Here is a 25,054-nt window from a genome sequence, read left to right as displayed (position 1 = left end):
CGTACTGGATGAAACTGCGCACACGGCTGTTCCTGAGCATTTCTGCCTTGATCACGGTGGCCTTGCTGGGGCTGGTACTCGGGCTGGTCAGCATCATGCACATGGCGTCCAGCCAACAGGCACTGCTGCGTGGTGGCTTTCATACCTTGGAAAACGGGCTCAAGCTACGCCAGTCGCTGGGCGATCAGCTCGCGATGGTCTGGGCCGAATTACCCAACCCAAGGGTCATGGCTGAATCCCAGCTTGCGTTCGAGCAGGCATTGGAGCAAGCCCGAGCAGGCGCAACGGCCGAGCAGCAACAACGTTTTGATTTATTAGCCGAGCACTATCAGGCCTTCAGGGATCGCCTGACGGAGGTACTCCGTACCCGCAATGATCCCCGTGCTGACGACACCCTAAGCACTGCGTTCAACGCGGTACGTAACGATTTGCTCGATGATTACAAAACCGCCCTGATCGAAATAGCGGCTAGCGAAGAAGCCTCTCATAACCAGGCAGTGCTGGTTTCTGCGCTGTTAGGGCTAGTGGGCCTGGGCGTGCTGTGCGTAGGCTTCGTCACGGCACACCGGATCGCGCGCAGGTTTGGGGAGCCCATCGAAGCCCTGTCCAGGGCTGCAGATGAAATCAGCCAGGGCCGTTACGAGGTGAACTTGCCCGTATCAGCCGCCACTGAAATGAACCACCTCAGTCAGAGCTTCGCCAGCATGGCGCAGGCACTTCGTTCTCATCAGGCCACAAACGTCAATGAACTGATTGCGAGCCAGCAGCGCATGCAGGCCGTGCTCGACAGCATCGATGACGGCTTGTTGATGATGGACCGGGAGGGCCTCCTTGAGCACCTTAATCCGGTGGCGCAACGGCAGCTGGGCTGGGACAGTGATCGCAAGGGGCAGGGGCTTGGCGCCGCGCTGGGCCGTACCGACCTCGATGCCGAACTCCAGACCGTACTGCGTGGGGGCACTCTGGAGCGTGCGCCCGAGGACCTGAGCTTCGAGATCGACGGCGAGACGCGCCTGTTGGCCTACAGCCTGACCCCTGTAATTCACGTTCAGGGAGAAATCCTCGGCGCCGTCATGGTGCTGCATGACGTCACTGAGCAGCGAGCGTTCGAGCGGGTTCGAAGCGAGTTTGTGCTAAGGGCCTCACATGAGTTGCGTACGCCGGTCACTGGCATGCACATGGCCTTCGGCCTATTGCAGGAGCGGGTGCGGTTTGAATCCCATACCCGGGAGGCCGATCTGCTCAAGACCGTAAACGAGGAAATGCAGCGGTTGATGCAGCTGATCAACGACCTGCTGAATTTTTCTCGCTACCAAAGCGGCTTGCAAAAGCTGGTACTGGCGCCCTGTGATATCGACGAACTGTTGAACAGCGCCCGCGCTCGGTTCCAGAATGCCGCAATGGAACAAGGCACCGAACTGACCCTCGAACTGGCCGATAATCTGCCACGGCTGCATGCCGACGAGGCTCAACTGGAACGGGTGCTGGACAACCTGATCGATAATGCACTGCGCCATACGCCCCACAACGGCCACATACGGCTGCAGGCTCGGCGTCACGCCGAACGGGTAATCATCAGCGTCGAGGACAACGGTGAAGGCATTGCCTATGGGCAGCAGGGGCGTATCTTCGAGCCGTTTGTCCAGGTTGGCCGCAAGAAAGGCGGCGCAGGTTTAGGGCTGGCGCTGTGCAAGGAGATTGTGCAATTGCACGGCGGCCGTATGGGCGTGTACTCCAGGCCTGGGCAGGGCACGCAGTTCTATATGGCTCTGCCGGTGTAACTCGCAGCCTTAGTGTGTATGGGCCAATACGTTCAGCAACGCGGCGGTTTCGGCATCAGGCTCACCATCAAAGCGCGCTGGGCGATAGTGCATCTGGAACGCAGCCAATACACGACGCGTGGTGACGTCCAATTCGCCACTACGGACGATCGAATACCCTACCTTTGCCAACGCATCTTGGTACCAACTGATAGCAGGTGGGTTTAACTCAGACGCCTGCTGTGCTCGCTTGACCGCTGCTACGTCGGGCCATCGCCCAAAGCCCGCTTCGGCAAGCCGCTGCCATGGAAAGAGCGGGCCAGGGTCGAGCTTGCGCAGAGGAGCAATATCGCTGTGCCCAACGATATAACGCGGGTCGATCCGGTAACGCGTGCTGATGTCCTTGAGCAGCGCCAGCACAGCCTTCACCTGAGCCTCGCTGTACGGGTACCACACACGACCCGTTGGGGTATCACGGTAACCGGGGTTGACGATTTCGATGCCGATGGAGCTGGAGTTGAGCCAAGTGCGGCCATCCCACTCGCTTTCACCGGCATGCCAGGTGCGGTAGCGCTCATCCGCAAGTCGGTACACGGTCGCAGGGCCGTCCCCTACCAGATAATGGGCACTGACTTCTCCATGGGTAAGCAAGGCCAGGGAGCGTTCAAGGGGCGCGGCCGTGTAGTGAAGCACCACGAATTGGACGCGGCTGTCGTAGTTGGCGGTAGGGTGGCTGTCATCGATACGCAGGTCATTGGAACAGCCTGTCAAAAGCAAGGCCAGCGCGAGCCAGGCATAGGTTTGCACGTTCATAGGCAGTCGTCGGGGCAGGGAGGCAAAGACGTTAGTCTACATGGCCAGGTGTTAAATCCATTGCCTGTGTACCTTCGATACGGTTACGGCCCGTGTGCTTGGCACGGTACAAGGCCTGATCTGCACGCTTGAGCGCCATTTCGACCGGTTCCTTTGACCCCAACGCCGCTATCCCAATCGACACCGTGACCACGATACGCATGCCCTTGAAATGGAATGGGCACGCTTCGATGGCGTGTCGCATCTGCTCCAACACACCTTGGGCTACGGCAAAGTCTGCGCTGGGGAGCAGGGCAACGAACTCCTCACCACCGAAGCGCGCAAGGAAGTCTCCCTCACGCAATTGCCGGCGCAGCTGATCAGCAACGATCTTGAGTACGCGGTCCCCTGCCAGGTGGCCGTAGTTGTCATTGACAGCCTTGAAGTGATCCAGGTCCATGATCGCGACATGGATAGGTGCTTCATCGACCTTGCGCTGCATGGCCAAGGCATCGAGCCGCTCATTCCAGCCGGCCCGGTTAGGCAGCCCGGTAAGTGGATCAAGCAAGGCTTTCTGGCGCTGCGCCTCCAGTACGCCCTGGTAAGCTTCGGCCTCACGCTCCATGTTCGCGACTCGCTCGGATAACCCTCGCATACGCTCCGCTACTTCTTCCTCACGGGCTTCACGCCGACGACGGTGGTTGTCCATGGACCCCAATAGCCCATCAAGCCGAGACTCCACCAGGCGCTTGAGGCCGTCCGCGTCTTCCACCGCCGCTACGCTCTGGTGGAGCCCACCCACCTGTTCGCGCAGTTCACTGTCCAATTGCCGCGCTTCATCCTGGTGAGACGCCTGGCCCTGGCTTGCCTGGTGCAACTGCTCTTGGAACCCGGTCAGGCGCTCGTTGATGTCATGAAGGTAACTCTGCAATTGCTGTTGGCCGCTGTCATTGATGGCCAGCACCATTACCGCCAGGTCGTCCAGCAAAGGCAGCAGCTCGTACCAGTTGAGGCCGCGCGTCAGCCGCAAGCGCATGGACTCTGCTTTTTCGAGTAGCCGTTGAGGCAACACCAGATCATCAAGCATGCTCAGCAATGTGCTTTCGATATGCGCGGCAACCGAGCTGTAGGTAGGTTCCTGGTTTGCAGGCAGAGCGAAACCGGCCTCAGCACTCACCTGCTCGACAGACACTGCCAGGCTCTGGGCGAGTGCCTGAGGCAACGGCAAGATATCCAGCACGGCCGCAGGGTGTAGGGGGCAGGGTAGCGGTGTGGCTTCCTGTTCTGCGTCGACGGCCACCAGGGGGGCAGCTACAGGCGCCGTTGCTTCAGGCGCGGCTATTGCTTCGGGCGGCACCTGCACTACTACCTCGATAACGGGCGCCGGGGGCTGGGCAACCCTAACTGTCTGTGGCGCCTCGGCCCGAGCCTCTGGCGTTACGCTCTCCGGTAACGGTGCAGTGTGCGCAGGGAGATCGGCGCAAGGGGCTGCGTGCTCTACCGAATCAGCCTCACGCGGCAGCGCTTCTGGCGCGTCAGGGGCAGTGGGAGGTTCAGCCAAAGCGATGTCTCTGGGCTTGAACCAGCGCTCCAACAACCCCGGCCGGGAGGGCTCCAATGCAGTATCCAGCGCAGCAAAGGCATCGCCTTGCAACGCGCTGAGCTCATCAAGTAACAAGGGCAGCTCACGTGCCTGATCGAGGCGTTTGTCCAAGCCGCCGGCGAATTTCTTCAATGGCTTGGCAGCGGCTCTGGGCAAGGGCAATGCTTGCAATTGGCTGACCAGAGTCGCAAAGGCACTGCCTATCTGGGCCTGTCGCGCCTCTCGCCGCTGCTCCGACGCCAGCACGGTTTTTTCGAGGCGCGGAATAAGGTTGGCCAGGGCTGCATCCATGTTGTCGGCGCGCACGACTTCGCGCATTTCCTTCATGCAGGCGTCCACCGCAGTATCAACGCCTTCGGCAGCCAGGGTGCTACGTACCAGCCCAAGGCGCAGCAGATCGAATCGGGCGCTCCAGCGACGCTCGAGCTTTTCCTGATCTTCTATGCTTTGCAGGTATTTTTCTTTCCAGCGCTGGGCATCATCGGTCATAAGCAAACGAGGCCGGCGCGCAGGTATTCAGAGGGTTCGCGCACCCCTGGCAGGCAGGGGTGCGGGAAAGATCACACGGAGGGGATTATTGGCCGGCGCCCTGGGCCGCACGCTCTTTCTCGATCAGCATATCGGCCACTTTCAAGGTTTCTTCAGGGCCACCCGACGAGCCGAGGTCGAAGCGGTATTTACCGTTGACGATCATGGTAGGCACGCCCGTTACGCCATAATCGGTGGCCAGCTTCTTGTATTTGACAACCTTGCCTTCCACCGCGAAGGACTTATAGGTTTCCAGGAACTTGGCCTTATCCACGCCCTGGGTGGCTACGAAATCAGCCATTTCCTCAGGTGTCTTGAACATCTTGTGTTGCTTGTGAATAGCCTCGAACACGGCCGTATGCACCTTATGCTCCACGCCCATAACTTCAAGGGTTACGAACATCTGGCCATGCACGTCCCAAATGCCGCCAAACATGGCAGGGATGCGCACGAAGTGAACGTCTGCCGGCAGCTTTTCAACCCATGGGTTAATGGTCGGCTCGAAGGCGTAGCAATGTGGGCAGCCGTACCAGAACAGCTCTACGACCTCGATCTTGCCGGGCTCGGCTACAGGAACAGGGCTTTCCAGCACGGTGTACTGTTTACCTGCTTCGATGGTGCCTGCCTGGGCCTCATCCGCGTGGGCGGCGACACCGAACAGGCTGGCCAGCGCCATTACCGCGCCGATGAACAAATTACGCATGCTTAACTCCTGGGCATTTGGGGATGGCCCTGAATACATGGCTAGGGCCAGCAAGGCAAGTAACAATGCGTTCGTAGTTGTAACTAAGCGACTGTCGCACGCAACGACATAAGCGCGCCCTAAACGATATACTGCCCCTTATCGTGCCATGCCGTTCGCGCCTTCAGGATTCCAATGTCGTTTAAAAACCCCGTGCTGGGCCTTTGCCAGCAAGCTTCCTTCATGCTCAGCGCCGCCAAGGTCGACCAATGCCCCGACGACCAGGGTTTTGAAGTCGCTTTCGCTGGGCGCTCCAACGCTGGCAAGTCGAGCGCGTTGAATACGCTGACGCACGCCAGCCTGGCACGCACCTCCAAAACGCCTGGGCGTACCCAGTTGCTTAACTTCTTCAGCCTGGATGAGCACCGCCGCCTGGTAGACCTGCCCGGTTATGGGTATGCCAAGGTGCCTATTCCCCTCAAGCAGCACTGGCAGAAACACCTGGAGGCCTATCTGGGCAGCCGTGAAAGCCTGAAGGGGATCATTCTGTTGATGGACGTGCGCCACCCCATGACGGACTTCGACAAAATGATGCTCGATTGGTCGGTAGCCAGCGGTATGCCCATGCATATCCTGCTCACAAAGGCAGACAAACTCACCTATGGCGCGGCCAAGAACACCCTGCTCAAGGTGCAGACCGAGATCCGTAAGGGGTGGGGCACCAGCGTGACTGCGCAGTTGTTTTCCGCACCCAAGCGTACAGGCCTGGATGACGCTTATGTGGTGCTGGCGGGTTGGCTAGGCCTGCTGGAAGACGATGCACCCGCTGCCTAGGTACACGAGCCCGGTAACGTCTGGGCAAAAAAAACCCCGGACTTCGAATGGGGAGAAGGAAGTTCGGGGTTCAAGTTCCGGGCCGCTCACGCAGGCCGGATATTTGCCAACACTTAACACAACATAGGAGCATTGAAAGGCATCAACCGCCCTTCATTGCCTCAGAGCCGGAATTCACACCTTTAGTTCCGCGTGAATGCAAATCCCTCTCAACGGAGCAGGGCGTCAGTGCGCCTCGTCCCAGTTGTCGCCTACACCCACTTCCACCAGCAATGGCACGTCCAATTGTGCGGCAGCGGCCATGTACGGCTGGATGTCCACACGCACCTGCTCTACCAGGTCCTCACGTACCTCGAGCACGAGTTCATCGTGTACCTGGAGAATCATCCGGGCATCCAGGCCACTGGTGATCAGCCAATCATCCACAGCTACCATGGCGCGCTTGACGATGTCCGCCGCAGTGCCCTGCATAGGCGCGTTGATGGCGGTGCGCTCTGCACCGCGGCGCAACGCGGGGTTTTTGGCATTGATGTCAGGAACGTACAGCCGACGGCCAAACAACGTCTCGACGAACCCCTGTTCCGCCGCTTGAGCGCGGGTACGCTCCATGTAGCCCAATACACCCGGATAGCGCGTGAAGTAGCGGTCGATGTAATCCTGGGCCTGCTTGCGGTCTACGCCGATCTGTTTCGCCAGGCCAAAGGCACTCATGCCATAGATCAAGCCGAAGTTAATGGCTTTGGCGCTGCGCCGCTGGTCATTGGTTACCGCCTCCAAGGCGACACCAAACACCTCAGCCGCCGTGGCGCGGTGTACATCGAGATTGTTCTGGAATGCATGCAGCAAACCTTCGTCACGGGCCAGGTGGGCCATGATGCGCAGCTCGATCTGTGAATAGTCGGCAGCCACCAGCTTGTAGCCTGGCGCCGGGACGAATGCCTGACGGATACGCCGGCCTTCTGCAGTACGGATAGGAATGTTCTGCAAGTTCGGGTCGCTGGAGGACAGCCGCCCGGTGGCCGCCACTGCCTGCTGATAGGAGGTATGAATACGCCCCGTGCGCGGGTTGATCTGTTCGGGAAGTTTGTCAGTGTAGGTGCTTTTTAGCTTGCTCAACGAGCGGTATTGCATCAGCACCTTGGGCAACGAATAGTCCTGCTCCGCCAGTTCTGCCAAAACCGCTTCAGCCGTGGAGGCTTGGCCCTTTGCAGTTTTACTCAGCACGGGCAAGCCCAGCTTGTCGTACAGGATCACGCCCAATTGCTTGGGCGAACCCAAGTTGAATGTCTCACCCGCAATGGCATAGGCCTCTTGCTCCAGGGTAAGCAGCTTCTCGCCAAGCTCACCGCTCTGGATGCCCAGCAGTTGGGCGTCTACCAGGGCACCGTTGCGCTCCATGCGCGCCAGCACCGGCACCAGCGGTATCTCGATCTCATGCAGTACACGCTCCACGCTGGGTACCGCCGCAAGCTGCGGCAGGAACGCATGGTGCAGGCGCAAGGTCACGTCAGCGTCTTCCGCCGCATAGGGGCCGGCCTTGTCCAAGGGCACTTGGTCGAATGTCACCTGTTTGGCGCCTTTACCTGCCACATCGGTGAACAAAATGGTCTGGTGGTTCAGGTATTTAGCAGCCAGGCTGTCCATGTCATGGCGGGTGGCGGTGGAATCCAGTACGTAGGATTCAAGCATAGTGTCGAAGGCAAGGCCGCGTACCGTGATGCCTTCATCCAGGTCGCCGCCAATGGCGCAGTTGGCCAGGATGTTGATGTCGTACTTGGCGTGCTGTGCCACCTTACGCTTTTTAGGGTCTTCCAGCAGAGGCTTCAGCGCCCGCAGTACCGTGTCCCGATCAAGCTGGCGCGGTACGCCCATGTAAGCGTGGGTCAGGGGGATATAGGCAGCTTCATGCGGTTGCACGGCGAACGACAGGCCCACCAGTTCAGCCGTCTGGGCATCCAGGCCTGTGGTTTCCGTGTCGAAGGCAAACAGGTCGGCCGTGCGCAGCTTTTCCAGCCATTGCTCGAACTGGGCCTCTTCGAGAACAAGCGTGTAGACGGGCTCTACGGTGGGTACGTCCACAGGCGACGCCGTACCTGGCAGCGCTAAGGCCGGCGCTTCGCGCTTGAGCTCTTCCAGCCAGTTCTTGAACTCAAGTTCCGAATACAACGCCATGAGCATTTCTCGATCAGGCTCGCCACACATGAGCTGATCTACGGCCACATCCAGTACGACGTCAGTTTTTATAGTCGCCAATTCGTACGACAGGAACGCCATTTGCCGGTGCTCTTCCAGCTTGGCGGGCAATGACTTTGCACCCCTGATAGGCAAGGCAGGCACCTTGTCCAAGTTTGCATACACGTCTGCCAGGCTGCCGCCGATTCCCAGCAGCAAGCCTTGCGCCGTTTTCTCGCCCACCCCAGGCACGCCTGGAATGTTATCGACCTTGTCGCCCATCAGCGCCAGGTAATCAATGATGTGTTCCGGCCCGACACCGAACTTCTCGCGCACGCCGGGTATGTCCAGTACGGTCCCTGTCATGGTGTTGACCAGGGTGATGTGTTCATCCACCAATTGAGCCATGTCTTTATCGCCTGTGGAGATCACCACGGGCCGGCCCTGGCTGGCACTGATACGCGCCAGAGTGCCGATCACATCATCGGCTTCTACTCCCTCTACGCACAGCAGCGGATAACCGCTGGCCAATACGGCGGCGTGAAGCGGCTCGACCTGTACGCGCAGGTCATCAGGCATCTTCGGGCGGTTGGCTTTATATTCCGCGAACATGTCGTCACGGAAGGTCCCGCCTTTGGCATCGAAGACCACTGCAAAGGGGCTTTCAGCGTACTGTCGACGCAGGCTTCGCAGCATGTTAAGCACCCCTTTCACGGCCCCTGTCGGCAAGCCCTTGGAGGTGGTCAATGGGGGCAGGGCGTGGAAGGCGCGGTAGAGGTAGGACGAACCGTCTACGAGGACGAGGGGCGCTTGGCTCATGAGCGAAATCAACCTTTTGGACGGGGCCGCATTAACGGGCCTGTTAAACTGCCGGTTCAATGGACCACAAAAGGACAAGGTTATCATGCGCTCGCTCAAACGCCTGATGCTGACCGGGATCTTACTGACCAGCCCGCTACTCGCCCTGGCGGCAGACGAGGCCCCGTCAGCAGACCCAGACGTCACGATCCGCCAGGAGGGCGACAAGGCGATTCAGGAGTACCGTCAGAACGGCTTCCTTTATGCCGTCAAGGTAACGCCCAAGCACGGCAAGCCCTATTTCCTGGTCCGTGCGGACGGGACCAGCCCCAACTTCATTCGCTCCGACCAACCCGACATGCTCATTCCCCAATGGGAAATCTTCAAGTGGTAGACTCACGCCGCTCATTTTAATCTGGCCCCTGCCCAGGGGCCGTCTCAGGCCTGATCGATCATGTCCGTGTTCACCCCGCTGTCGCGCCCGCAACTCGAAACCTTTCTGGAAGCCTATGGCCTAGGGTCATTACAAGGTTTCCAAGGCATCGCTGCCGGCACCGAAAACAGCAACTTCTTCGTTAACCTGCAAAGCGGTCAGTACGTACTGACGCTGGTAGAGCGTGGCCCTACCCAGGACCTGCCTTTCTTCGTGGAATTACTGGAGGTCTTGCATCAGGCGCAGTTGCCCGTTCCCTTTGCGATACCGGGCAAAGACGGCGTTGCGCTGCGCGAGCTGGCGGGCAAGCCGGCCTTGCTTCAGCCCAGGCTGGCAGGCAAGCACATCAGCGTGCCCAATGCCCATCAGTGCGAAGAAGTGGGTGCGTTCCTGGCCCACCTGCACCTGGCAACCCGCGAACGCATTCTGCATCGCCGCACCGACCGGGGCATGACGTGGATGCTGCATGAAGGGGCGCGCCTTGCGCCAGGCCTGTCGCCACAGGCGGCACGGCTGCTCAATGGCGCCCTGGAGGAAATCCGCCAGCACCGCGAGGCCATTCTGGCGCTTCCCATGGCCAACCTTCATGGCGATCTGTTCAGGGACAACGCCATGTTCGAAGGGGCACACCTGACAGGCGTCATCGACTTCTACAATGCCAGCGCCGGCCCGATGCTCTATGACATTGCCATCAGCCTGAACGACTGGTGCTCCAGCGCCGATGGCCGGCTTCAGCCTGCGCTGGCAAACGCCCTGTTGGCCGGGTATGCACGCCTGCGCCGCTTTACCGCCGCCGAGGCGCAGCTTTGGCCTGTATTGCTGCGCGTTGCCTGCGTGCGGTTCTGGCTATCTCGGTTGATCGCTGCACAGTCCTTCGCCGGCCGCGACGTGTTGATCCACGACCCTGCGGATTTCGAACGGCGCCTGGCGCACCGTCAAGCCATCAACCTGGCGTTGCCTATCGCCCTTTGACGGCAGGTGTTACAGCTGTTCGAGGCACCCTGCCAGGTTATTACCCAACCGCTCCAACAGTTTCTCGTAGCCCTGAGGGCCTGGCTGGTCGAAGCCGCCCAGGGCATCCAGCTCAGCCAGGCGTACTGGCAGCCCCGCGGTGAGGGTTTCCGCCAGTCGAGGGCGTGCTGGAGGCTCACTGAATATGCAACTGCTGCCGGCCTCGCTGAGGCGCGCGCGCATGTCCGACACATGCGCCGCGCCCGGCTGTACTTCACCGCCGACGGTAAACACACCCCGGTGTTTCAGGCCATACGCCTGCTCGAAGTAGTCGAACCCTTCATGAAATACAAAGAACGGCTTGCCCGCGACGTTCGCCAGACGCTCCCGCAGACGAGCATCGAGCTGGTCAAGGCGCTGGCTGAAGCTGGCCAGGTTCTGAGCGTAGCGCTGTGCGTTCGCAGGGTCTACCTGGGTAAAGTCCGCCGCCATTTTTTTCGCAATGACCCGAGCATTGGCAGGGTCTAGCCACAGGTGAGCATCCAGCGCGCCTGGGCGGTGCTCATGATCATGCTCGTCGGCATCCTCATCGTGGCCGTGCCCTTCCTCGGTAAAATGCCGCAGGTGCAACCCTGGCAACGTCTGCACCGCAACGCTTGGCCCTTTGCGCAGGGTCAGAGGGCGCTGCAGGAAAGTTTCCAGGTCAGGGCCGATCCAATACAGCACATCGGCATCACCCAGTCGACGGGCCTCGGAAGGGCGCAGCGCATAGTGGTGAGGCGACACCCCTGGCGGTAGCAACACATCGGGGGTGCCTGTACCGTCCTGAACAGCGGCGGCGATCAATTGCAGCGGCTTTATGCTGGTCAAGACGTTCAGCTGGGCAGTGGCCCAGGGGCTAAACGCCAACCCAAAGGCGCAACAGACACTCCATAAAAAAAGCCGAGACACGGTAGGCACCTTAAGCGATAGAAAGGGGTAACATAATAACGTCTCCACTCTAGTGCGTCCTGCCTATGTTCACTACACCGCTGGCCAACCGCCCTCATGACCATGCCCATTGCGTCCATGCGGCCCTGACTGAGGCCGACACGCTATGTGCGCAGAAGGGCCTACGGCTAACCGCGCTACGCCGCCGCGTGCTCGAGCTGGTCTGGCAAAGCCATAAACCACTGGGTGCCTACGACATCCTGGCGGTACTCAGCGAACAGGACGGCCGCCGGGCCGCACCGCCCACGGTATACCGTGCCCTGGACTTTCTGTTGGAGAACGGCCTTGTCCACCGGATTGCCTCACTCAATGCATTTATGGGCTGCGTCCATCCTGAACATGCCCACCAAGGCCAGTTTCTGATCTGCCGCACCTGCCATGTGGCTGTCGAGCTGGAGCATCCCGCAATCACCGACGCCATCGATCAAGGCGCCGCTACCGTAGGCTTCAGTGTCGAGGCCCAAACGGTCGAGGTGGTGGGTGTGTGCGCCAGTTGCAAGGCGGCCTGATGGACAACGCACTCATTCGGCTTAATCACGTAACGGTCGCATTCGACGGCCAGGCCACGCTGCAACACATCGACCTCCAAGTATGCCCCGGTGAAATCGTTACGTTGATCGGCCCTAACGGTGCTGGCAAAACCACCTTGGTGCGCGCGGTTCTAGGGTTGCTACAGCCCACCAGCGGTTCGGTATGGCGCCTTCCGCGCCTACGCATTGGCTATATGCCACAAAAGCTTCAGGTAGAGCCCACACTGCCTATGTCTGTGCTGCGCTTCCTGCGCCTGCTGCCGGGGATCAACCGCGACCGTGCGGCGTCGGCCCTTGCAGAGGTGGGCGCCGCCCATGTGATCGACAAGCCGGTACAGCATATCTCCGGCGGCGAAATGCAACGCGTGCTGCTGGCCCGGGCCCTGCTTCGCGAGCCACAGTTGCTCGTACTGGACGAGCCGGTACAAGGCGTGGATGTCGCCGGCCAGGCTGAGCTATATGGCTTGATCAACCGCTTACGAGACCGCTACGGCTGCGGGGTGCTGATGGTCTCCCACGACCTTCACCTGGTCATGAGCACCACCGACCGCGTGGTGTGCCTGAACCGCCACGTATGCTGCTCGGGCCACCCGGAGCAGGTCAGCGGAGACCCGGCCTTCATCGAGCTGTTCGGTGAGCATGCGTCAGGCCTTGCGATCTACCATCACCACCACGATCACGCCCATACCCTTCACGGCGAAGTGGTCGACGGGCACGGCCACTCACATGGGGCGCACTGCAACCATGGATGATTTTCTGGTTTATGCGCTGGCTGCAGGCCTGGCCCTGGCAGTGGTCGCGGGGCCCCTGGGTTCGTTCGTCGTTTGGCGTCGCATGGCCTATTTTGGCGATACCTTGTCACACGCGGCCTTGCTAGGCGTTGCCCTTGGCCTGGCCTTGCAGGTGAGCCCCACCCTGGCCGTTACGGCAGGTTGCCTGCTGCTGGCGGTCATCCTGGTCACGCTACAGCAGCGCCAACCGCTGGCCTCCGATACGTTATTAGGCATCCTTGCGCCTACGACCTTGTCCCTTGGCCTGGTCGTACTGAGCTTCATGCGTGACGTGCGCATTGACTTGATGGGCTACCTGTTCGGTGACTTATTGGCGATAGGCGTACCAGACCTTGCCTGGATACTGGGTGGCAGCGCTGTCGTGCTAGTGCTGCTTGGCCTGCTGTGGCGGCCTTTGATCGCCATCACGGTGCATGAAGAGTTGGCACGGGTAGAAGGCCTGCCGGTTGCATCGCTACGCATGGCCTTGATGCTGTTGATCGCCATCGTGATCGCAGTAGCGATGAAAATCGTCGGTGTGTTGCTTATTACCTCGTTGTTGATCATTCCTGCCGCCGCCGCTCAGCGCCACGCCCGTTCGCCGGAACAGATGGCGCTAGGTGCCAGCGTGCTGGGTGTAGTAGCGGTCTGCGCAGGCCTGGCAATGTCGTGGTTCCAGGACACCCCTGCGGGCCCGTCCATCGTAGTGTGCGCTGGCGCACTGTTTTTACTCAGTTATGGCTTGCCCCGCCGTGCTTGAGCGTTCCACCATAGCAGCAGGGGTGTGGCCGTGATCGGCATTAAGCCACGGGGGCTTTTTCCCCGGACCGTCCCCCGTGTAAACTTGCTCGATTTTGCCCATAAAGAGAGTGGCGCAATGCAGCCCTTCACATCGCGTTGTTTATTGATCGCAGCGTTTTCGCTGGTGCTCGTCGGTTGCCAGAGCGCGCCGGTAGAAACGCCGCCGGCGCCGCCCAGCGCATTGGAGCGGCTGCAGCAAAGCATCGATAGCAACGAGCTAGCCACCGCTGAAGATCAACTCGCCGCGTTGCAGGCACAAACGCCCGACGACCCGAGCCTTGAAACCTCACAACGCCTGTTGGCCGAGGCCTACCTCAAGCGCAGTCAAATCGTGCTGCTCAAAGGTGATGTGAATGCAGCCGCCACGGCCCTGGCCCGTGCGCGAGCGCTCATGCCTCAGGCACCGGCACTGACGGGTGGTGTCAATGGCGCAATTGCGCAAGCGCGCAAGGCCGAGCTGGAAAAAGCCGAGGCCGCATTACGCGCGGCTGAAGCCAAGCCACAGGCACGCTTGATCGACCCTACCGCCAACAGCACCCCGGTCACCCTGGCCACTCAAAACCAGCACCAGCTATGGGCGCAGCTGGATGACATCACCACTGACATCGTCAATTATCAGTGCGACGTCGTGGTACAGGCCCCGCGTCAAGCAGATATCCCCTGGCTCGAAGCCCTGATCCGCAGCCGGGTGGCGCGTCGTGCGCCCAACCTGCAGTGGAAGCTCAGCCACCGCATCGAACAGCGCCAGCCCGCGATCGTGATCCTGAGCCCGGCCAAACCGTAAACGGTCGGTAGCGCCAGGCGGGGGTGCGACCTTCGTTCGTTAGGGTAACCGTCCAGGGTTGGGTTACCCTGACACGTCACCCTCCACCGCCTGTTTCTCCAAGGCGAGGCACTGATGAACGATGCCTCGGGCCTGGTGACCTCCAAGTTCGCACTGGCTGCCGCCATGACAGGTTACTTTTCGCTTGCCGAGGCTAGCCTGTCGTTCGTACTGGTCGCCGTAGGTGGCCTGGCTGTCGGGGTGGTCGCCAGTTGGCTGGTAGGTCGAGGCCGTAGCTGGATGATCGCCCGTGGCTGGGATGACCCCGCTACCCACGTGGTGCTGATGCTATTGCTGCCCTTCGCAACCTACGTGCTGGCTGAACGTATCGGTGTATCGGGCATTCTTGGCGCCGTGGCAGCCGGCATGATGCAAAGCTGGGTTGACCTGCTGCCACGCCAGACCAGCACGCGCCTGCTGAATCGCAGCGTCTGGGGCTTACTTGAGTTCGCATTCAACGGCCTGATCTTTTTGCTACTGGGCCTTCAGTTGCCCGGCATCGTGCGCGCCATCAGCGGTGAGACAGGCCTTTGGGAGGTGCTGCCGTTGCGGCTGTTCGAGGTGGTCGCCATCTTTGCCGTGCTGGTGCTGCTGCGTTTCGCCTGGGTGCAGGGCTCATGGCGTGCCTTGGCGCGTTTGCGTGAATGGCGCGGCGAACATGCCATTGGCCGGGTCCCTACCGCCCGCTCAGCCTGGCTGCTGTCGATTGGCGGCGTACGCGGTGCGGTCACCCTGGCAGGCGTGATGTCCGTGCCGCTGATGCTGGCGCCCGACCAGGTATTCCCTGAACGCACGACCATGCTGTTTATCGCCGCCGGGGTGATCCTGATGTCGTTGATCACCGCCTGCATCGCGTTGCCACTGTTGCTGCGGGGCGTTGTACACCCTGAAGATGATCGCCATCGCCAGGCACTTCATGATGCCTGGAAGCGTACCGCTCAGGCGGCGATCAAGGCCCTGGAAGGCTTACAGCCAGAAGGACAGGCCACGGATGCAGAACCTACCCAGGCGGCCTTGGCCACCGAAGCCAAGGCGCGGGTTATGAATGAATACCGGCACCTGCTGGATGTCTTTGAAGACTCTGCCGAAGCGCAGGCGCTGGCAGAGCAGGCCGATACCTGGGAGCGATACCTGTGCATCGTCGCCCTGAGAGCCCAACGCTTGGAACTGTATGCCATACACCGTGCCCGCCAGGTAGGGGGCGACGTACTGCGCGAAGTGCTGGCCGAGCTCGACGTGCGCGAGTTCAATGCCGGCAAAGCCTGACCTCTGCCAAAGAAATGCTGAAGCCTGGGCCACGCTCAGGCTAAAATGCGCGGTTTGGCTAACCGCCCCTCCATGCGCACTTAGGTGCGTGGCACGCAGGTGACCCGTGATCGAGTTTGAAAACGTCCACAAGACCTACCGGGTAGCAGGCAAGGAAATCCCCGCCCTGCACCCCACCCGGTTAGTGATACCCGCAGGCCAGGTGTTTGGCCTCATCGGCCATTCCGGAGCCGGCAAAAGTACCCTGTTGCGCTTGATCAACCGGCTTGAGCAGCCCAGTGGCGGCACCATTCATGTAGATGGCGAAGACGTCACTGCATTTGGCCCCGACCGCCTGCGCCGGCTGCGTCAGCAGATCGGCATGATCTTCCAACACTTCAACTTGCTGGCTTCCAAGACTGTCGCCGACAACGTTGCCATGCCCTTGCGTCTGGCGGGCGAGTTGCCGGCTCGGCAGATCGACAGCCGCGTGGCCGAGCTACTCGCCCGGGTAGGCTTGAGCGAACATGCACGCAAGTACCCCGCCCAGCTGTCCGGCGGGCAAAAGCAACGGGTAGGCATTGCTCGAGCCTTGGCTACCCAGCCCAAGATCCTCCTATGCGACGAAGCCACCAGCGCCCTGGACCCACAAACCACCGCGTCGGTGTTGAGGCTGCTGGCAGAGATCAACCGAGAGCTCAACCTCACCATCGTGCTTATTACCCATGAGATGGACGTCATCCGGCGGGTGTGCGATCAGGTCGCGGTGATGGATGCCGGCCGGATTGTAGAGCAAGGGCCTGTGGCTCAAGTGTTCCTGCACCCCTCCCATCCCACGACCAAGCGGTTCGTACAAGAGGATGAGCATGGGGACGAAGGCGAGCAGCACGACGACTTTGCCCATGTCCCTGGGCGTATCGTGCGCCTGACGTTCCAGGGCGAAGCAACCTATGCGCCGCTGCTGGGTACCGTGGCACGCGAAACCGGAGTGGACTACAGCATCCTGGCAGGCCGCATCGACCGCATCAAAGAAGCGCCCTATGGCCAACTTACGCTTGCCATCACCGGCGGTGACATGGACGCGGCTTTTGCGCGCTTCACCGCGGCTGACGTTCATATGGAGGTATTACGCTAATGGAGTTCTTCGCCTCGATCGACTGGGCCGAAATCTGGCTGGCGACCCTGGACACCCTATTGATGCTGGGTGGCTCGCTGCTGTTTACCGTACTGCTGGGGCTTCCGCTGGGTGTACTGCTGTTTTTGTGCGGGCCACGGCAGTTGTTCGAGCAGCGCAGGCTGTATGCGTTGCTCTCTTTCCTGGTAAACGTGCTGCGTTCATTGCCGTTCATTATCCTGCTGATCGTCATGATCCCGCTGACGGTACTGCTCACTGGTACCTCGCTCGGCATCGCCGGGGCCATTCCTCCGCTGGTGGTCGGCGCTACGCCGTTCTTCGCACGGCTGGTCGAAACCGCACTGCGTGAGGTGGATCGCGGCATCATCGAAGCCACTCAGGCCATGGGTGCCACCACGCGGCAGATTATTCTGAATGCGCTGTTGCCCGAGGCGCGGCCAGGCATTTTTGCCGCAATTACCGTCACTGCGATTACCCTGGTGTCCTATACCGCCATGGCAGGGCTGGTCGGTGCCGGGGGCTTGGGTGACCTGGCGATTCGCTTTGGCTACCAACGCTTCCAGACCAACGTCATGGTCGTTACGGTGATCCTCTTGCTGGTGCTGGTTCAACTGCTACAAAGCATCGGCGACCGCCTTGTCATTCATTTTTCCCGCAAATAAGCCGTCAGCGCAGTGAAGCGCGACGGCCACAGGAGCCTTTCATGAAACAGTTGTTGGTGGCCTTTGCCGCCGTGTTCGCCCTCAACGCCCAGGCCAATGAAACCCTTACCGTAGCGGCCACCGCCGTACCGCACGCGGAGATCCTTGAGTTCGTGAAACCCGCGCTTGCACAAGAAGGCGTTGATCTACAGGTCAAGGTATTCACTGATTACGTGCAGCCCAACGTGCAGGTTGCCGAAGGGCGCCTCGACGCTAACTTCTTCCAGCACCAGCCTTACCTGAATGAGTTCAATGCCGGCAAAGGCACCAACCTGGTAGCAGTCACAGGAGTGCACCTGGAGCCATTGGGCGCCTACTCAAACAAATACAAGACGCTCGATGAGTTGCCCGGCGGCGCCAACGTGGTCATCCCCAACGATGCCACCAACGGCGGCCGTGCCCTGCTGTTGCTGCAAGCGGCCGGTTTGATCACGTTAAAAGACCCAAAGGACATTGGTGCTGCCGTCAAGGACATCGTCGAGAACCCCAAGGACTTGAAGATTCACGCGCTGGAAGCCGCCACCTTGCCCCGCGTGCTGACTCAGGTCGACCTCGCCCTGATCAATACAAACTACGCGCTGGAAGCCAAACTGGACCCGGCGCACGATGCCTTGGTGATCGAAGGCAACGACTCGCCCTACGTGAACATTCTGGTAGCCCGCCCTGACAACAAGGATGCGCCTGCCGTGCAGAAGCTCGCAGCGGCCCTGCACAGCCCCGAGCTCAAAGCGTTCATTATGGAAAAGTACAAGGGTGCCGTCGTTCCCGCCTTTTAAGCGCGGTTAGTCTCGCTCCAGCACTGACGGCAGCCGATTCAGTACCCGCGTGGTATCGAATGGCGCGCGGATAAACCCTCGCAGCTGCCCGTCAGGGCCCACCAGCGCCAGGTTGCCGCTGTGTTGCACCGTGTAATTGGGCTGGCGTGTATCAGGCGGCAAATAGGGCACGCTGATCGCAGTGGACAGCTGCGACAGCACCGTTTCCGGTGCCGTCAAGCCAATGAACGCATCGCTGAAGTAGCTCAGGTAGTTTTTCAACTGCGCTGGCGTATCCCGCTGAGGGTCTACGCTGACGAAGTACACTTGTAGGCGATCGGCTGCGGCTTTGGGCAATTGACGTTGCACTTCACGTAACTGGGCCAAGGTAGTGGGGCAGATGTCTGGGCAGAAGGTATAGCCAAAAAACAGAAGGCCCCAGCGGCCTTTGATACCGTCCAAGGCTACAGGCTGCCCGTCCTGATTGGTCATGGTCAGGGCCGGCAAGGGGCGGCCCTTTTGTAACAACACGATCCCAGCCTCCAACAGTGCCGTATCGCTGTCCAGGCGTTTGTCGCTAACGACTTTTTCGATCATCCAACCGGCGCCCAGGGCAACGATCACCAACAAGGCAGCAGCAGCGGTTTGGGCGCGGGTCATGGCGAACCACTCAAGCAAAGGGCTTCACAAAGTAAAAGGAGCCGCCGCGCGGTGCAAGTCATCGGCTCGGTAAAAGGCCGCTACACAACCAGGCGTAATGGCCATCTGACATAACTGCTCGCGATAAGCCTGTTCCCCTTATGAGGTTTTCATCTGATTCCTGATTCAGGGGCGGCTATCGTAGGGGCTTTGCTTCACTGTATACCGGAGTACACATGAATACCGCCGCACTGCGCGAGCTGATTGAACGCGCCAATACCCATGAGAAGCAGACACAGCAGTTAGCGGCAGCCCTGGCTGGGCGCTTTGCGGGGCTGCACCGCTCTATCACGTTGGAAGGGGGCGAAGCCGACGCTCAAGAGAGCCTGCAGCGCTTTGTGGATGCTTATATCAATCAGGTGCCTGATGTCATTGAAGCGGCCGCTGAGGTGGCTATCGAGGCGGGCATCGCCGCACAGATCCAGCCAGTGCTGAATATAGCGTTGGAATATTTCATTCAGCCACCCAAGATCATGGACGGCCACGAAGGGCTCGACAGCTTGTTGGACGAAGCGTACCTGGCTCACCGCCTGGTGGAGGAAGTGAACGACGTGTACATCCGTCACTTCGCTCAACCCTTGATTCCACAAGATACAACCGTGGCCAACCTCATTGCACACAGCCTGATTGGCGAGCCCTTCGCCAATCAGCTAGACGAAGTGGTCCATCACTCTATTGACCAGTTGCTGAACGAAGAAGCCTTCGAGCAGGAACGGGTGCAGGCTTACAAGGATCGCCTCACCAGCCCCGAGACGGGGGCGCTATGGAAGCGCTGGCCCTGTATGTCTCGGCAGCTGGGTATTGGCCTCAGCCTTGCCTGAACCCAAGCCCTAGGCGCCCGCACCAAGGCCGCTGCTGGTACGTAGACGGCCCTCGGTACGCCGCTTCAGGCCGCGGCTTTCGATCACCAGTCGCGACCCGCTGGCCTGGTTAGCTCGCCCCCAATCTTCCAGCAACTCTAGGCAGGCATGATCAATGTAGTTCAGCCCATTGAGCGGCACGTGAACCTCGGTGCCTGGCTCGATGCGCTCTAGCGCCTTGGTCAGCGCTGGCACCTTGAGGAAGGTTGCCGAGCCTGTCAAACGCAGCTCTACTTGCTTCTCGCCAGTGGGTACCAGCGAGATTTTCAACCGCGCAGCCTTGAACGCCAGCTTTATCAACGTGAGCGCAAAGCCCAGCAGCACACCTGTCAGCAAGTCCGTGAACACGATCGTCAGTGCCGTGGCGGCATAGGTGAACATGGGCATGCGACCATACCGGCCCAGGCCACGGAACGCTTTGAAGTCCACCAGCTTGATACCTGTGTACACCAACACACCAGCCAGGCTTGCTACTGGAATACGTTGCAGGATGCTAGAGAGCAACACCACGAAGGCCAGCAGCCACACACCGTGGAAGATCGCAGAGAGCCGCGTTTGGGCACCCGCCTGTACGTTAGCCGAGCTGCGCACGATTACACCGGTCATGGGCAGCGCGCCCAGCAATCCACACAGCATATTGCCGATACCTTGGGCTGACAGCTCGCGGTCGAAATCCGAACGCACACCGCTGTGCATACGGTCTACTGCAGCCGCAGATAACAAGGTTTCAGCGCTGGCGATAAATGCCAAGGCAACCGCCGCAATGAGCAGCGTCGGGTCGGCAAGTGCCATGAGGTCGGCTGGTTTGAGCAGATCAATGGCTTCAGTGAGGTTTGCAGGCACCTGCACGCGCTTGACTTGCATGGGCACCAGCAGGCTGATGACCGTGGCGGTGGCTACACCGAGCAACGCCCCAGGAATAAACCGCAACTTGGCGGGCCGGAGCTTCTCCCAACTCCACATGATGCCAATCGTGAGCAACCCCAGCAGCCCGGCCTGCCAACCGAGCCCACCGCCAAGGGAGGGGAGTGCTTCACCTACCGCACCTGGGAATTTCAATAAATTACTGACACCCGAAGGCTGAGGGGCCTGGTCGAGCATCACGTGTATCTGTGAAAGCACAATCAGGATACCGATACCTGCCAGCATCCCGTAGACCACGGCTGGCGCAGTAACGCGAAACCAGCAGCCCAGGCGAAAACGCCCGGCCATGAATTGCAGGATGCCCGCCAGTAATAGAATCGGGCCGAGCATGGCTAAGCCGTGTTGGCGCACCAACTCGAATACCAGTACGGCCAAGCCGGCGGCCGGGCCACTGACCTGAAGGGGTGAACCTGCCAGAAAACCTACTACCAAGCCGCCAATGATGCCCGTGACCAAGCCTTTGGCAGGGGGCACGCCGGAAGCGATGGCGATGCCCATGCACAACGGCAACGCGACCAGAAATACAACGACCGAAGCCATCAACTCACGCGGTAATACCGCTTTGATTTGCGAAATGTTCAAGCCGCTTCCTCCTGAATTCACGTCAGGCCACGACCGCACCGTTGCAACTGACAGGCGTGCACCTGTTTCCGAGGCAGCCGTTAGCTGCGTGCTCGGTGCAAGTACGCGTATGTCCGTTTAATGATTGTTTTTATTAAAAACGGAAGCAGCCCCGACTACGCGAGGGCATAGCCAGGCGTGGCCTGGTAAGGTTTAACCGTTGGCCGTTTAGAAACGGCCCTTCGGTGTAGCGCTCGGGGTAGGCTGCGGCCCATCCAAGGGCAGAAAACAATCGCGTTCGGCGTCGTACGCTTTTATTTCACTGGTTTCAATGTTGTAGACCCAACCATGAATGCAGAGTTGGCCACTGGCCAAGCGTGCCGCCACTGAGGGGTGGGTACGCAAATGCTGCAGCTGTGCGATCACGTTCTCTTCCGTGAGCACTGCCATGGTCTCGCCTTCAGTGGAGCAGTTGCAGTTCTCATGCACTACGGTTTTTGCCACTTCGGCGTGACGTAGCCATGCCTTGACGGTAGGCATGTTGTCTAGAGTATCCGGGTTAAGCACAGCGCGCATGGCCCCGCAATCAGAGTGGCCACAGATAATGACGTGCTGCACACCTAGCGCCATGACCGCGTATTCCAACGCAGTAGACACGCCACCGTTCATCTGGCCATACGGCGGTACCACGTTCCCGACGTTGCGGGTTACGAACAGATCGCCTGGTGAACTGTGGGTGATGAGTTCGGGCACGATGCGCGAATCGGCACAGGTGATGAACATTGCCCGCGGGCGCTGAGCAGTCGCCAGCTTCTTGAACAGCTCCTTTTGCTCAGGGAATATCTCGCGGTGAAAATGACGGAAGCCGTCGACGATGTACTTAAGCGACTCGTCCGTGCTACCGGGTTCTGGAGGGGTGGCCAGCAGGGTTGGATCCGGTGAATTCATGTTGCATCCTCTTGAAAGTAGGAAAGTCCCACATGGTCAGGAGAAAAATCCTACACCTAAAGTACTAAACCAAGTGTTAGGAAACTGTGACCGAATAAGACAATTCTTAAATTAGAGGGCTTCGCTTAATTGGAGCTGAACTAGCCAGGGCCTTGGATAGACAGTTAGCGGCTAACTGCTAGTATTCTATACGATAGTGGCAGAGTGACTTTCTGGATCATATTTCAGACGCAGTGGTTATTGTGTTTGCCTGGCTTAGAGCAATGCCAATTGCCGACCTGGCGGGCAGAACCGAGTGCAGTCCAAGTGGCTGCGCACTCGCCCTTCGAGCCCGGCACGCTTGAGGGCCACTGCAAAGCGCCGAGCAATCAGGTCAGCGAATACACCTTCACCTTTCATGCGTTTTCCAAAGGTAGGGTCATAGTGTTTACCTCCATGGCTTTGGCTTATCAGGCTCAATACGTGAGCCGCGCGTTGTGGATAATAGACATGCAGCCATTCCTCAAATAAGGGCGCCACCTCTAGCGGTAAGCGCAATAGCACATAGTGTGCGCTACTGGCACCAGCATCGCTGGCGGCCTGGATCATCGCTTCCAGTTCGTGATCGTTGACCATAGGGATGACCGGCGCACAGATCACGCCGACCGGCACCCCAGCCTCGGCCAATACACGAATGGCCCGCAGGCGCGCCGCAGGTGCGGCCGCCCTAGGCTCCAGGGTGCGCTTGAGTTCGTTATCGAGCGTGGTCAGGCTGATCATCACACGCACCAGGCCCTCGCTGGCCAGCGCCTGTAGCAGGTCCAGGTCACGCAGCACCATGGCACCTTTGGTAGTGATGGTCACAGGGTGCCGGTAGCGCAGTAGCACTTCCAGTAACTGCCGGGTAATCCGGTAGTGCTGCTCGATCGGCTGATAAGGGTCTGTGTTGGCGCCCAAGGCAATGGGTGCGCACTGGTAGGTGGGTTTGTCGAGCGTTTCGGCCAGGCGCTGCGCGGCATTGGTCTTGGCGATCAGCCTGGTTTCGAAATCCAGCCCAGGGGACATATCCCAATACGCATGGGTAGGCCGGGCGAAACAATAAATACAGCCGTGCTCACAGCCCCGATAAGGGTTGATAGAACGGTCGAAGGGAATATCGGGCGAGGTATTGCGTGCGATGATGCTTTTAGCGGCTTCGATTCGTACTTCAGTGTGAACGCTGGCCGCGACCTCTTGATACCAGCCGTCATCCTCGGCCACACAATGGCGCCCATGGAAGCGGTTATCCGGGTTGCTGGCCGTTCCGCGGCCGCGCTCAGGCATTTTAGGTGACATCGGCAGGGCCTCAGTACTGGTTATGCAAACAGTATAAGGCCCTTGTAGCGTATTACCAGCAGCAGTCGGGCTAGCGCACCAGGCAAGGCCGCTTGTTATCGAATTGCCAACCAGGAATCAGGAACTGCATGGCCACGGCATCATCACGTGCACCCAGCCCCATGCCTTTATAAAGCTCGTGGGCGCGGGCCACGGCGTCCATGTCGATGTCTACCCCAAGCCCAGGCTTTTTGGGCACCTGTATATGCCCATCGATGATCTGCAGGGGCTCGCGTGTCAGCCGTTGCCCGTCCTGCCAGATCCAGTGGGTGTCGATGGCGGTGATGTCTCCTGGCGCTGCGGCAGCCACCTGGGTAAACATCGCCAGCGAGATATCGAAATGGTTGTTGGAGTGCGACCCCCAGGTCAGGCCCCAGTCATTACACATCTGGGCGACTCGAACGGAGCCCTGCATCGTCCAGAAGTGCGGGTCTGCCAGCGGAATATCCACTGCTTGAGAGGTAATGGCGTGGCCCATCTGGCGCCAATCGGTAGCAATCATATTGGTCGCGGTAGGCAAGCCGGTAGCGCGGCGGAATTCGGCCATCACCTCGCGGCCGGAATAACCGTCTTCGGCACCGCACGGGTCCTCGGCGTATGCCAACACCTGGTGTTGATCGCGGCACAGACGAATCGCGTCTTTGAGGGACCATGCACCGTTCGGGTCCAAGGTGATCCGGGCGCCGGGAAAGCGTTCGGCCAAGGCGGTAACCGCTTCGATTTCTTCCTCGCCCCGCAACACACCGCCTTTGAGCTTAAAGTCGTTGAAACCGTAGCTGGCCTGCGCAGCTTCGGCCAGGCGCACCACGGCCTCAGGGGTTAACGCCTGCTCATTGCGCAAACGGCTCCAGGCATCGCCGTCGGCTTCGTTACGGTAGTTCAGGCGGGTTTGCTTAGCGTCGCCAATATAAAAGAGGTACCCCAGCATCTTCACCGAATCGCGTTGCTGACCCTCGCCTAACAGCGCAGCCACAGGCACTTCGAGAAACTGCCCCAGCAGGTCCAACAAGGCTGATTCCACGGCCGTGACCGCATGGATGGTAATGCGCAGGTCAAAGGTCTGTAGCCCGCGCCCCGCGCTGTCTCGGGCAGCGAAGGTTTCGCGCATGCGATTAAGTACCTGCTGGTACTGGCCAAGAGGCTGGCCTACGACAAGGCTGCGGGCATCTTCCAATGTTTCTCTAATCCGCTCGCCGCCGGGCACTTCCCCAACGCCGATGTGCCCAGCGCTGTCTTTGAGAATCACGATATTGCGCGTGAAGAAGGGGCCATGCGCGCCGCTGAGATTAAGCAGCATGCTGTCATGGCCAGCCACGGGGATCACCTGCAATTCAGTAACGACGGGGGCCTGACCGCCCGCGTAAGCAGCATCGTTCATACGGTTTCCTTATGAGGGTGGGCGAGGC

At 59.9% G+C, this 25,054-nt stretch carries 22 protein-coding genes and 1 pseudogene; 13 read left to right on the top strand and 10 right to left on the bottom strand.

What is annotated here, in order from left to right:
• Positions 1 to 8 precede the first annotated feature (8 nt).
• Entirely contained in the window at positions 9 to 1,781 is a 1,773-nt protein-coding gene (locus AC4LE2_RS00340; protein ID WP_491823291.1) for an ATP-binding protein, read from the top strand.
• A 9-nt stretch (positions 1,782 to 1,790) separates the two neighbouring features.
• Here the strand turns inward: AC4LE2_RS00340 and AC4LE2_RS00335 are convergent, their stop codons facing one another.
• From AC4LE2_RS00335 to AC4LE2_RS00325, 3 genes are all read right to left on the bottom strand, one after another.
• Entirely contained in the window at positions 1,791 to 2,573 is a 783-nt protein-coding gene (locus AC4LE2_RS00335; RefSeq protein WP_491823289.1) for an N-acetylmuramoyl-L-alanine amidase, read from the bottom strand.
• A gap of 31 nt (positions 2,574 to 2,604) precedes the next feature.
• Positions 2,605 to 4,644, bottom strand: coding sequence for a GGDEF domain-containing protein (locus tag AC4LE2_RS00330; RefSeq protein WP_491823287.1), 2,040 nt, complete (start codon positions 4,642 to 4,644; stop codon positions 2,605 to 2,607).
• 85 nt (positions 4,645 to 4,729) lie between these two features.
• Entirely contained in the window at positions 4,730 to 5,386 is a 657-nt protein-coding gene (locus AC4LE2_RS00325) for a thiol:disulfide interchange protein DsbA/DsbL (protein WP_491823285.1), read from the bottom strand.
• A 174-nt stretch (positions 5,387 to 5,560) separates the two neighbouring features.
• Here AC4LE2_RS00325 and yihA point away from each other — a divergent pair, with 174 nt between their 5' ends.
• Positions 5,561 to 6,199 (top strand): ribosome biogenesis GTP-binding protein YihA/YsxC, encoded by a 639-nt coding sequence (yihA, locus tag AC4LE2_RS00320; protein ID WP_491823284.1) that lies wholly within the window; start codon positions 5,561 to 5,563, stop codon positions 6,197 to 6,199.
• A 225-nt stretch (positions 6,200 to 6,424) separates the two neighbouring features.
• Here yihA and polA read toward each other — a convergent pair whose 3' ends face one another.
• The gene (gene polA / locus AC4LE2_RS00315; protein ID WP_491823283.1) at positions 6,425 to 9,190 is read right to left on the bottom strand and encodes a DNA polymerase I; all 2,766 of its coding nucleotides are present in this window, start codon (positions 9,188 to 9,190) and stop codon (positions 6,425 to 6,427) included.
• Positions 9,191 to 9,275: 85 nt separating this feature from the next.
• Between polA and AC4LE2_RS00310 the strand changes: the two genes are divergently transcribed.
• Positions 9,276 to 9,563, top strand: coding sequence for a DUF2782 domain-containing protein (locus AC4LE2_RS00310; RefSeq protein WP_491823282.1), 288 nt, complete (start codon positions 9,276 to 9,278; stop codon positions 9,561 to 9,563).
• Positions 9,564 to 9,623: 60 nt separating this feature from the next.
• Positions 9,624 to 10,574 carry a homoserine kinase gene (locus AC4LE2_RS00305; RefSeq protein ID WP_491823281.1) on the top strand — a complete coding sequence of 317 codons (951 nt, stop codon included), beginning with the start codon at positions 9,624 to 9,626 and terminating at the stop codon, positions 10,572 to 10,574.
• A 9-nt stretch (positions 10,575 to 10,583) separates the two neighbouring features.
• On the opposite strand, the gene AC4LE2_RS00300 is transcribed toward AC4LE2_RS00305, so the two are convergent.
• Positions 10,584 to 11,504: a zinc ABC transporter substrate-binding protein gene (locus AC4LE2_RS00300; protein ID WP_491823280.1), complete on the bottom strand. Its 921-nt coding sequence runs from the start codon at positions 11,502 to 11,504 to the stop codon at positions 10,584 to 10,586.
• 65 nt (positions 11,505 to 11,569) lie between these two features.
• Between AC4LE2_RS00300 and AC4LE2_RS00295 the strand changes: the two genes are divergently transcribed.
• The 8 genes and pseudogenes from AC4LE2_RS00295 to AC4LE2_RS00260 all read left to right on the top strand — a co-directional run bounded on the left by AC4LE2_RS00295 (position 11,570) and on the right by AC4LE2_RS00260 (position 18,324).
• Positions 11,570 to 12,052: a Fur family transcriptional regulator gene (locus tag AC4LE2_RS00295; RefSeq protein ID WP_491823278.1), complete on the top strand. Its 483-nt coding sequence runs from the start codon at positions 11,570 to 11,572 to the stop codon at positions 12,050 to 12,052.
• On the top strand, positions 12,052 to 12,825 hold the full coding sequence (gene znuC / locus AC4LE2_RS00290; RefSeq protein WP_491823276.1) for a zinc ABC transporter ATP-binding protein ZnuC: 774 nt from the start codon (positions 12,052 to 12,054) through the stop codon (positions 12,823 to 12,825). Before AC4LE2_RS00295 ends, znuC begins: the two co-directional genes overlap by 1 nt.
• On the top strand, positions 12,818 to 13,603 hold the full coding sequence (gene znuB / locus AC4LE2_RS00285; RefSeq protein WP_491828011.1) for a zinc ABC transporter permease subunit ZnuB: 786 nt from the start codon (positions 12,818 to 12,820) through the stop codon (positions 13,601 to 13,603). The genes znuC and znuB overlap by 8 nt, the downstream gene beginning before the upstream one ends.
• A 117-nt stretch (positions 13,604 to 13,720) precedes the next feature.
• Positions 13,721 to 14,428, top strand: coding sequence for a PA5502 family lipoprotein (locus AC4LE2_RS00280; RefSeq protein WP_491823274.1), 708 nt, complete (start codon positions 13,721 to 13,723; stop codon positions 14,426 to 14,428).
• A gap of 96 nt (positions 14,429 to 14,524) precedes the next feature.
• Positions 14,525 to 15,733 (top strand): annotated as a pseudogene (locus AC4LE2_RS00275) (cation:proton antiporter domain-containing protein); the annotation flags it as partial.
• A 106-nt stretch (positions 15,734 to 15,839) separates the two neighbouring features.
• Positions 15,840 to 16,847: a methionine ABC transporter ATP-binding protein gene (locus tag AC4LE2_RS00270; RefSeq protein ID WP_491823272.1), complete on the top strand. Its 1,008-nt coding sequence runs from the start codon at positions 15,840 to 15,842 to the stop codon at positions 16,845 to 16,847.
• On the top strand, positions 16,847 to 17,509 hold the full coding sequence (locus AC4LE2_RS00265) for a methionine ABC transporter permease (RefSeq protein WP_491823270.1): 663 nt from the start codon (positions 16,847 to 16,849) through the stop codon (positions 17,507 to 17,509). Before AC4LE2_RS00270 ends, AC4LE2_RS00265 begins: the two co-directional genes overlap by 1 nt.
• Before the next feature lie 41 nt (positions 17,510 to 17,550).
• A complete protein-coding gene (locus AC4LE2_RS00260; RefSeq protein ID WP_491823268.1) occupies positions 17,551 to 18,324 on the top strand; it encodes a MetQ/NlpA family ABC transporter substrate-binding protein in 774 nt (257 codons plus the stop codon).
• A 6-nt stretch (positions 18,325 to 18,330) separates the two neighbouring features.
• Here AC4LE2_RS00260 and AC4LE2_RS00255 read toward each other — a convergent pair whose 3' ends face one another.
• Positions 18,331 to 18,963 carry an SCO family protein gene (locus tag AC4LE2_RS00255; protein WP_491823266.1) on the bottom strand — a complete coding sequence of 211 codons (633 nt, stop codon included), beginning with the start codon at positions 18,961 to 18,963 and terminating at the stop codon, positions 18,331 to 18,333.
• A 215-nt stretch (positions 18,964 to 19,178) separates the two neighbouring features.
• Between AC4LE2_RS00255 and AC4LE2_RS00250 the strand changes: the two genes are divergently transcribed.
• Positions 19,179 to 19,823, top strand: a complete 645-nt coding sequence (locus AC4LE2_RS00250; RefSeq protein ID WP_491823264.1) for a hypothetical protein — start codon at positions 19,179 to 19,181, stop codon at positions 19,821 to 19,823.
• Positions 19,824 to 19,832: 9 nt separating this feature from the next.
• On the opposite strand, the gene AC4LE2_RS00245 is transcribed toward AC4LE2_RS00250, so the two are convergent.
• The 4 genes from AC4LE2_RS00245 to gudD form a co-directional block, all read right to left on the bottom strand.
• The gene (locus AC4LE2_RS00245) at positions 19,833 to 21,326 is read right to left on the bottom strand and encodes a SulP family inorganic anion transporter (protein WP_491828010.1); all 1,494 of its coding nucleotides are present in this window, start codon (positions 21,324 to 21,326) and stop codon (positions 19,833 to 19,835) included.
• 249 nt (positions 21,327 to 21,575) lie between these two features.
• Positions 21,576 to 22,295, bottom strand: coding sequence for a carbonic anhydrase (locus AC4LE2_RS00240; protein WP_491823262.1), 720 nt, complete (start codon positions 22,293 to 22,295; stop codon positions 21,576 to 21,578).
• A 255-nt stretch (positions 22,296 to 22,550) separates the two neighbouring features.
• On the bottom strand, positions 22,551 to 23,609 hold the full coding sequence (locus AC4LE2_RS00235; protein WP_491823260.1) for a PA0069 family radical SAM protein: 1,059 nt from the start codon (positions 23,607 to 23,609) through the stop codon (positions 22,551 to 22,553).
• 70 nt (positions 23,610 to 23,679) lie between these two features.
• Complete coding sequence (gene gudD / locus AC4LE2_RS00230) at positions 23,680 to 25,026, bottom strand: glucarate dehydratase (RefSeq protein ID WP_491823258.1); 1,347 nt, start codon at positions 25,024 to 25,026, stop codon at positions 23,680 to 23,682.
• Positions 25,027 to 25,054 lie beyond the last annotated feature (28 nt).

It is taken from the genome of Pseudomonas sp. 9.3L, from assembly GCF_058536285.1.
Note: the sequence above shows the minus strand (reverse complement) of the source record. Positions and strands in the feature narration are given on the sequence as shown.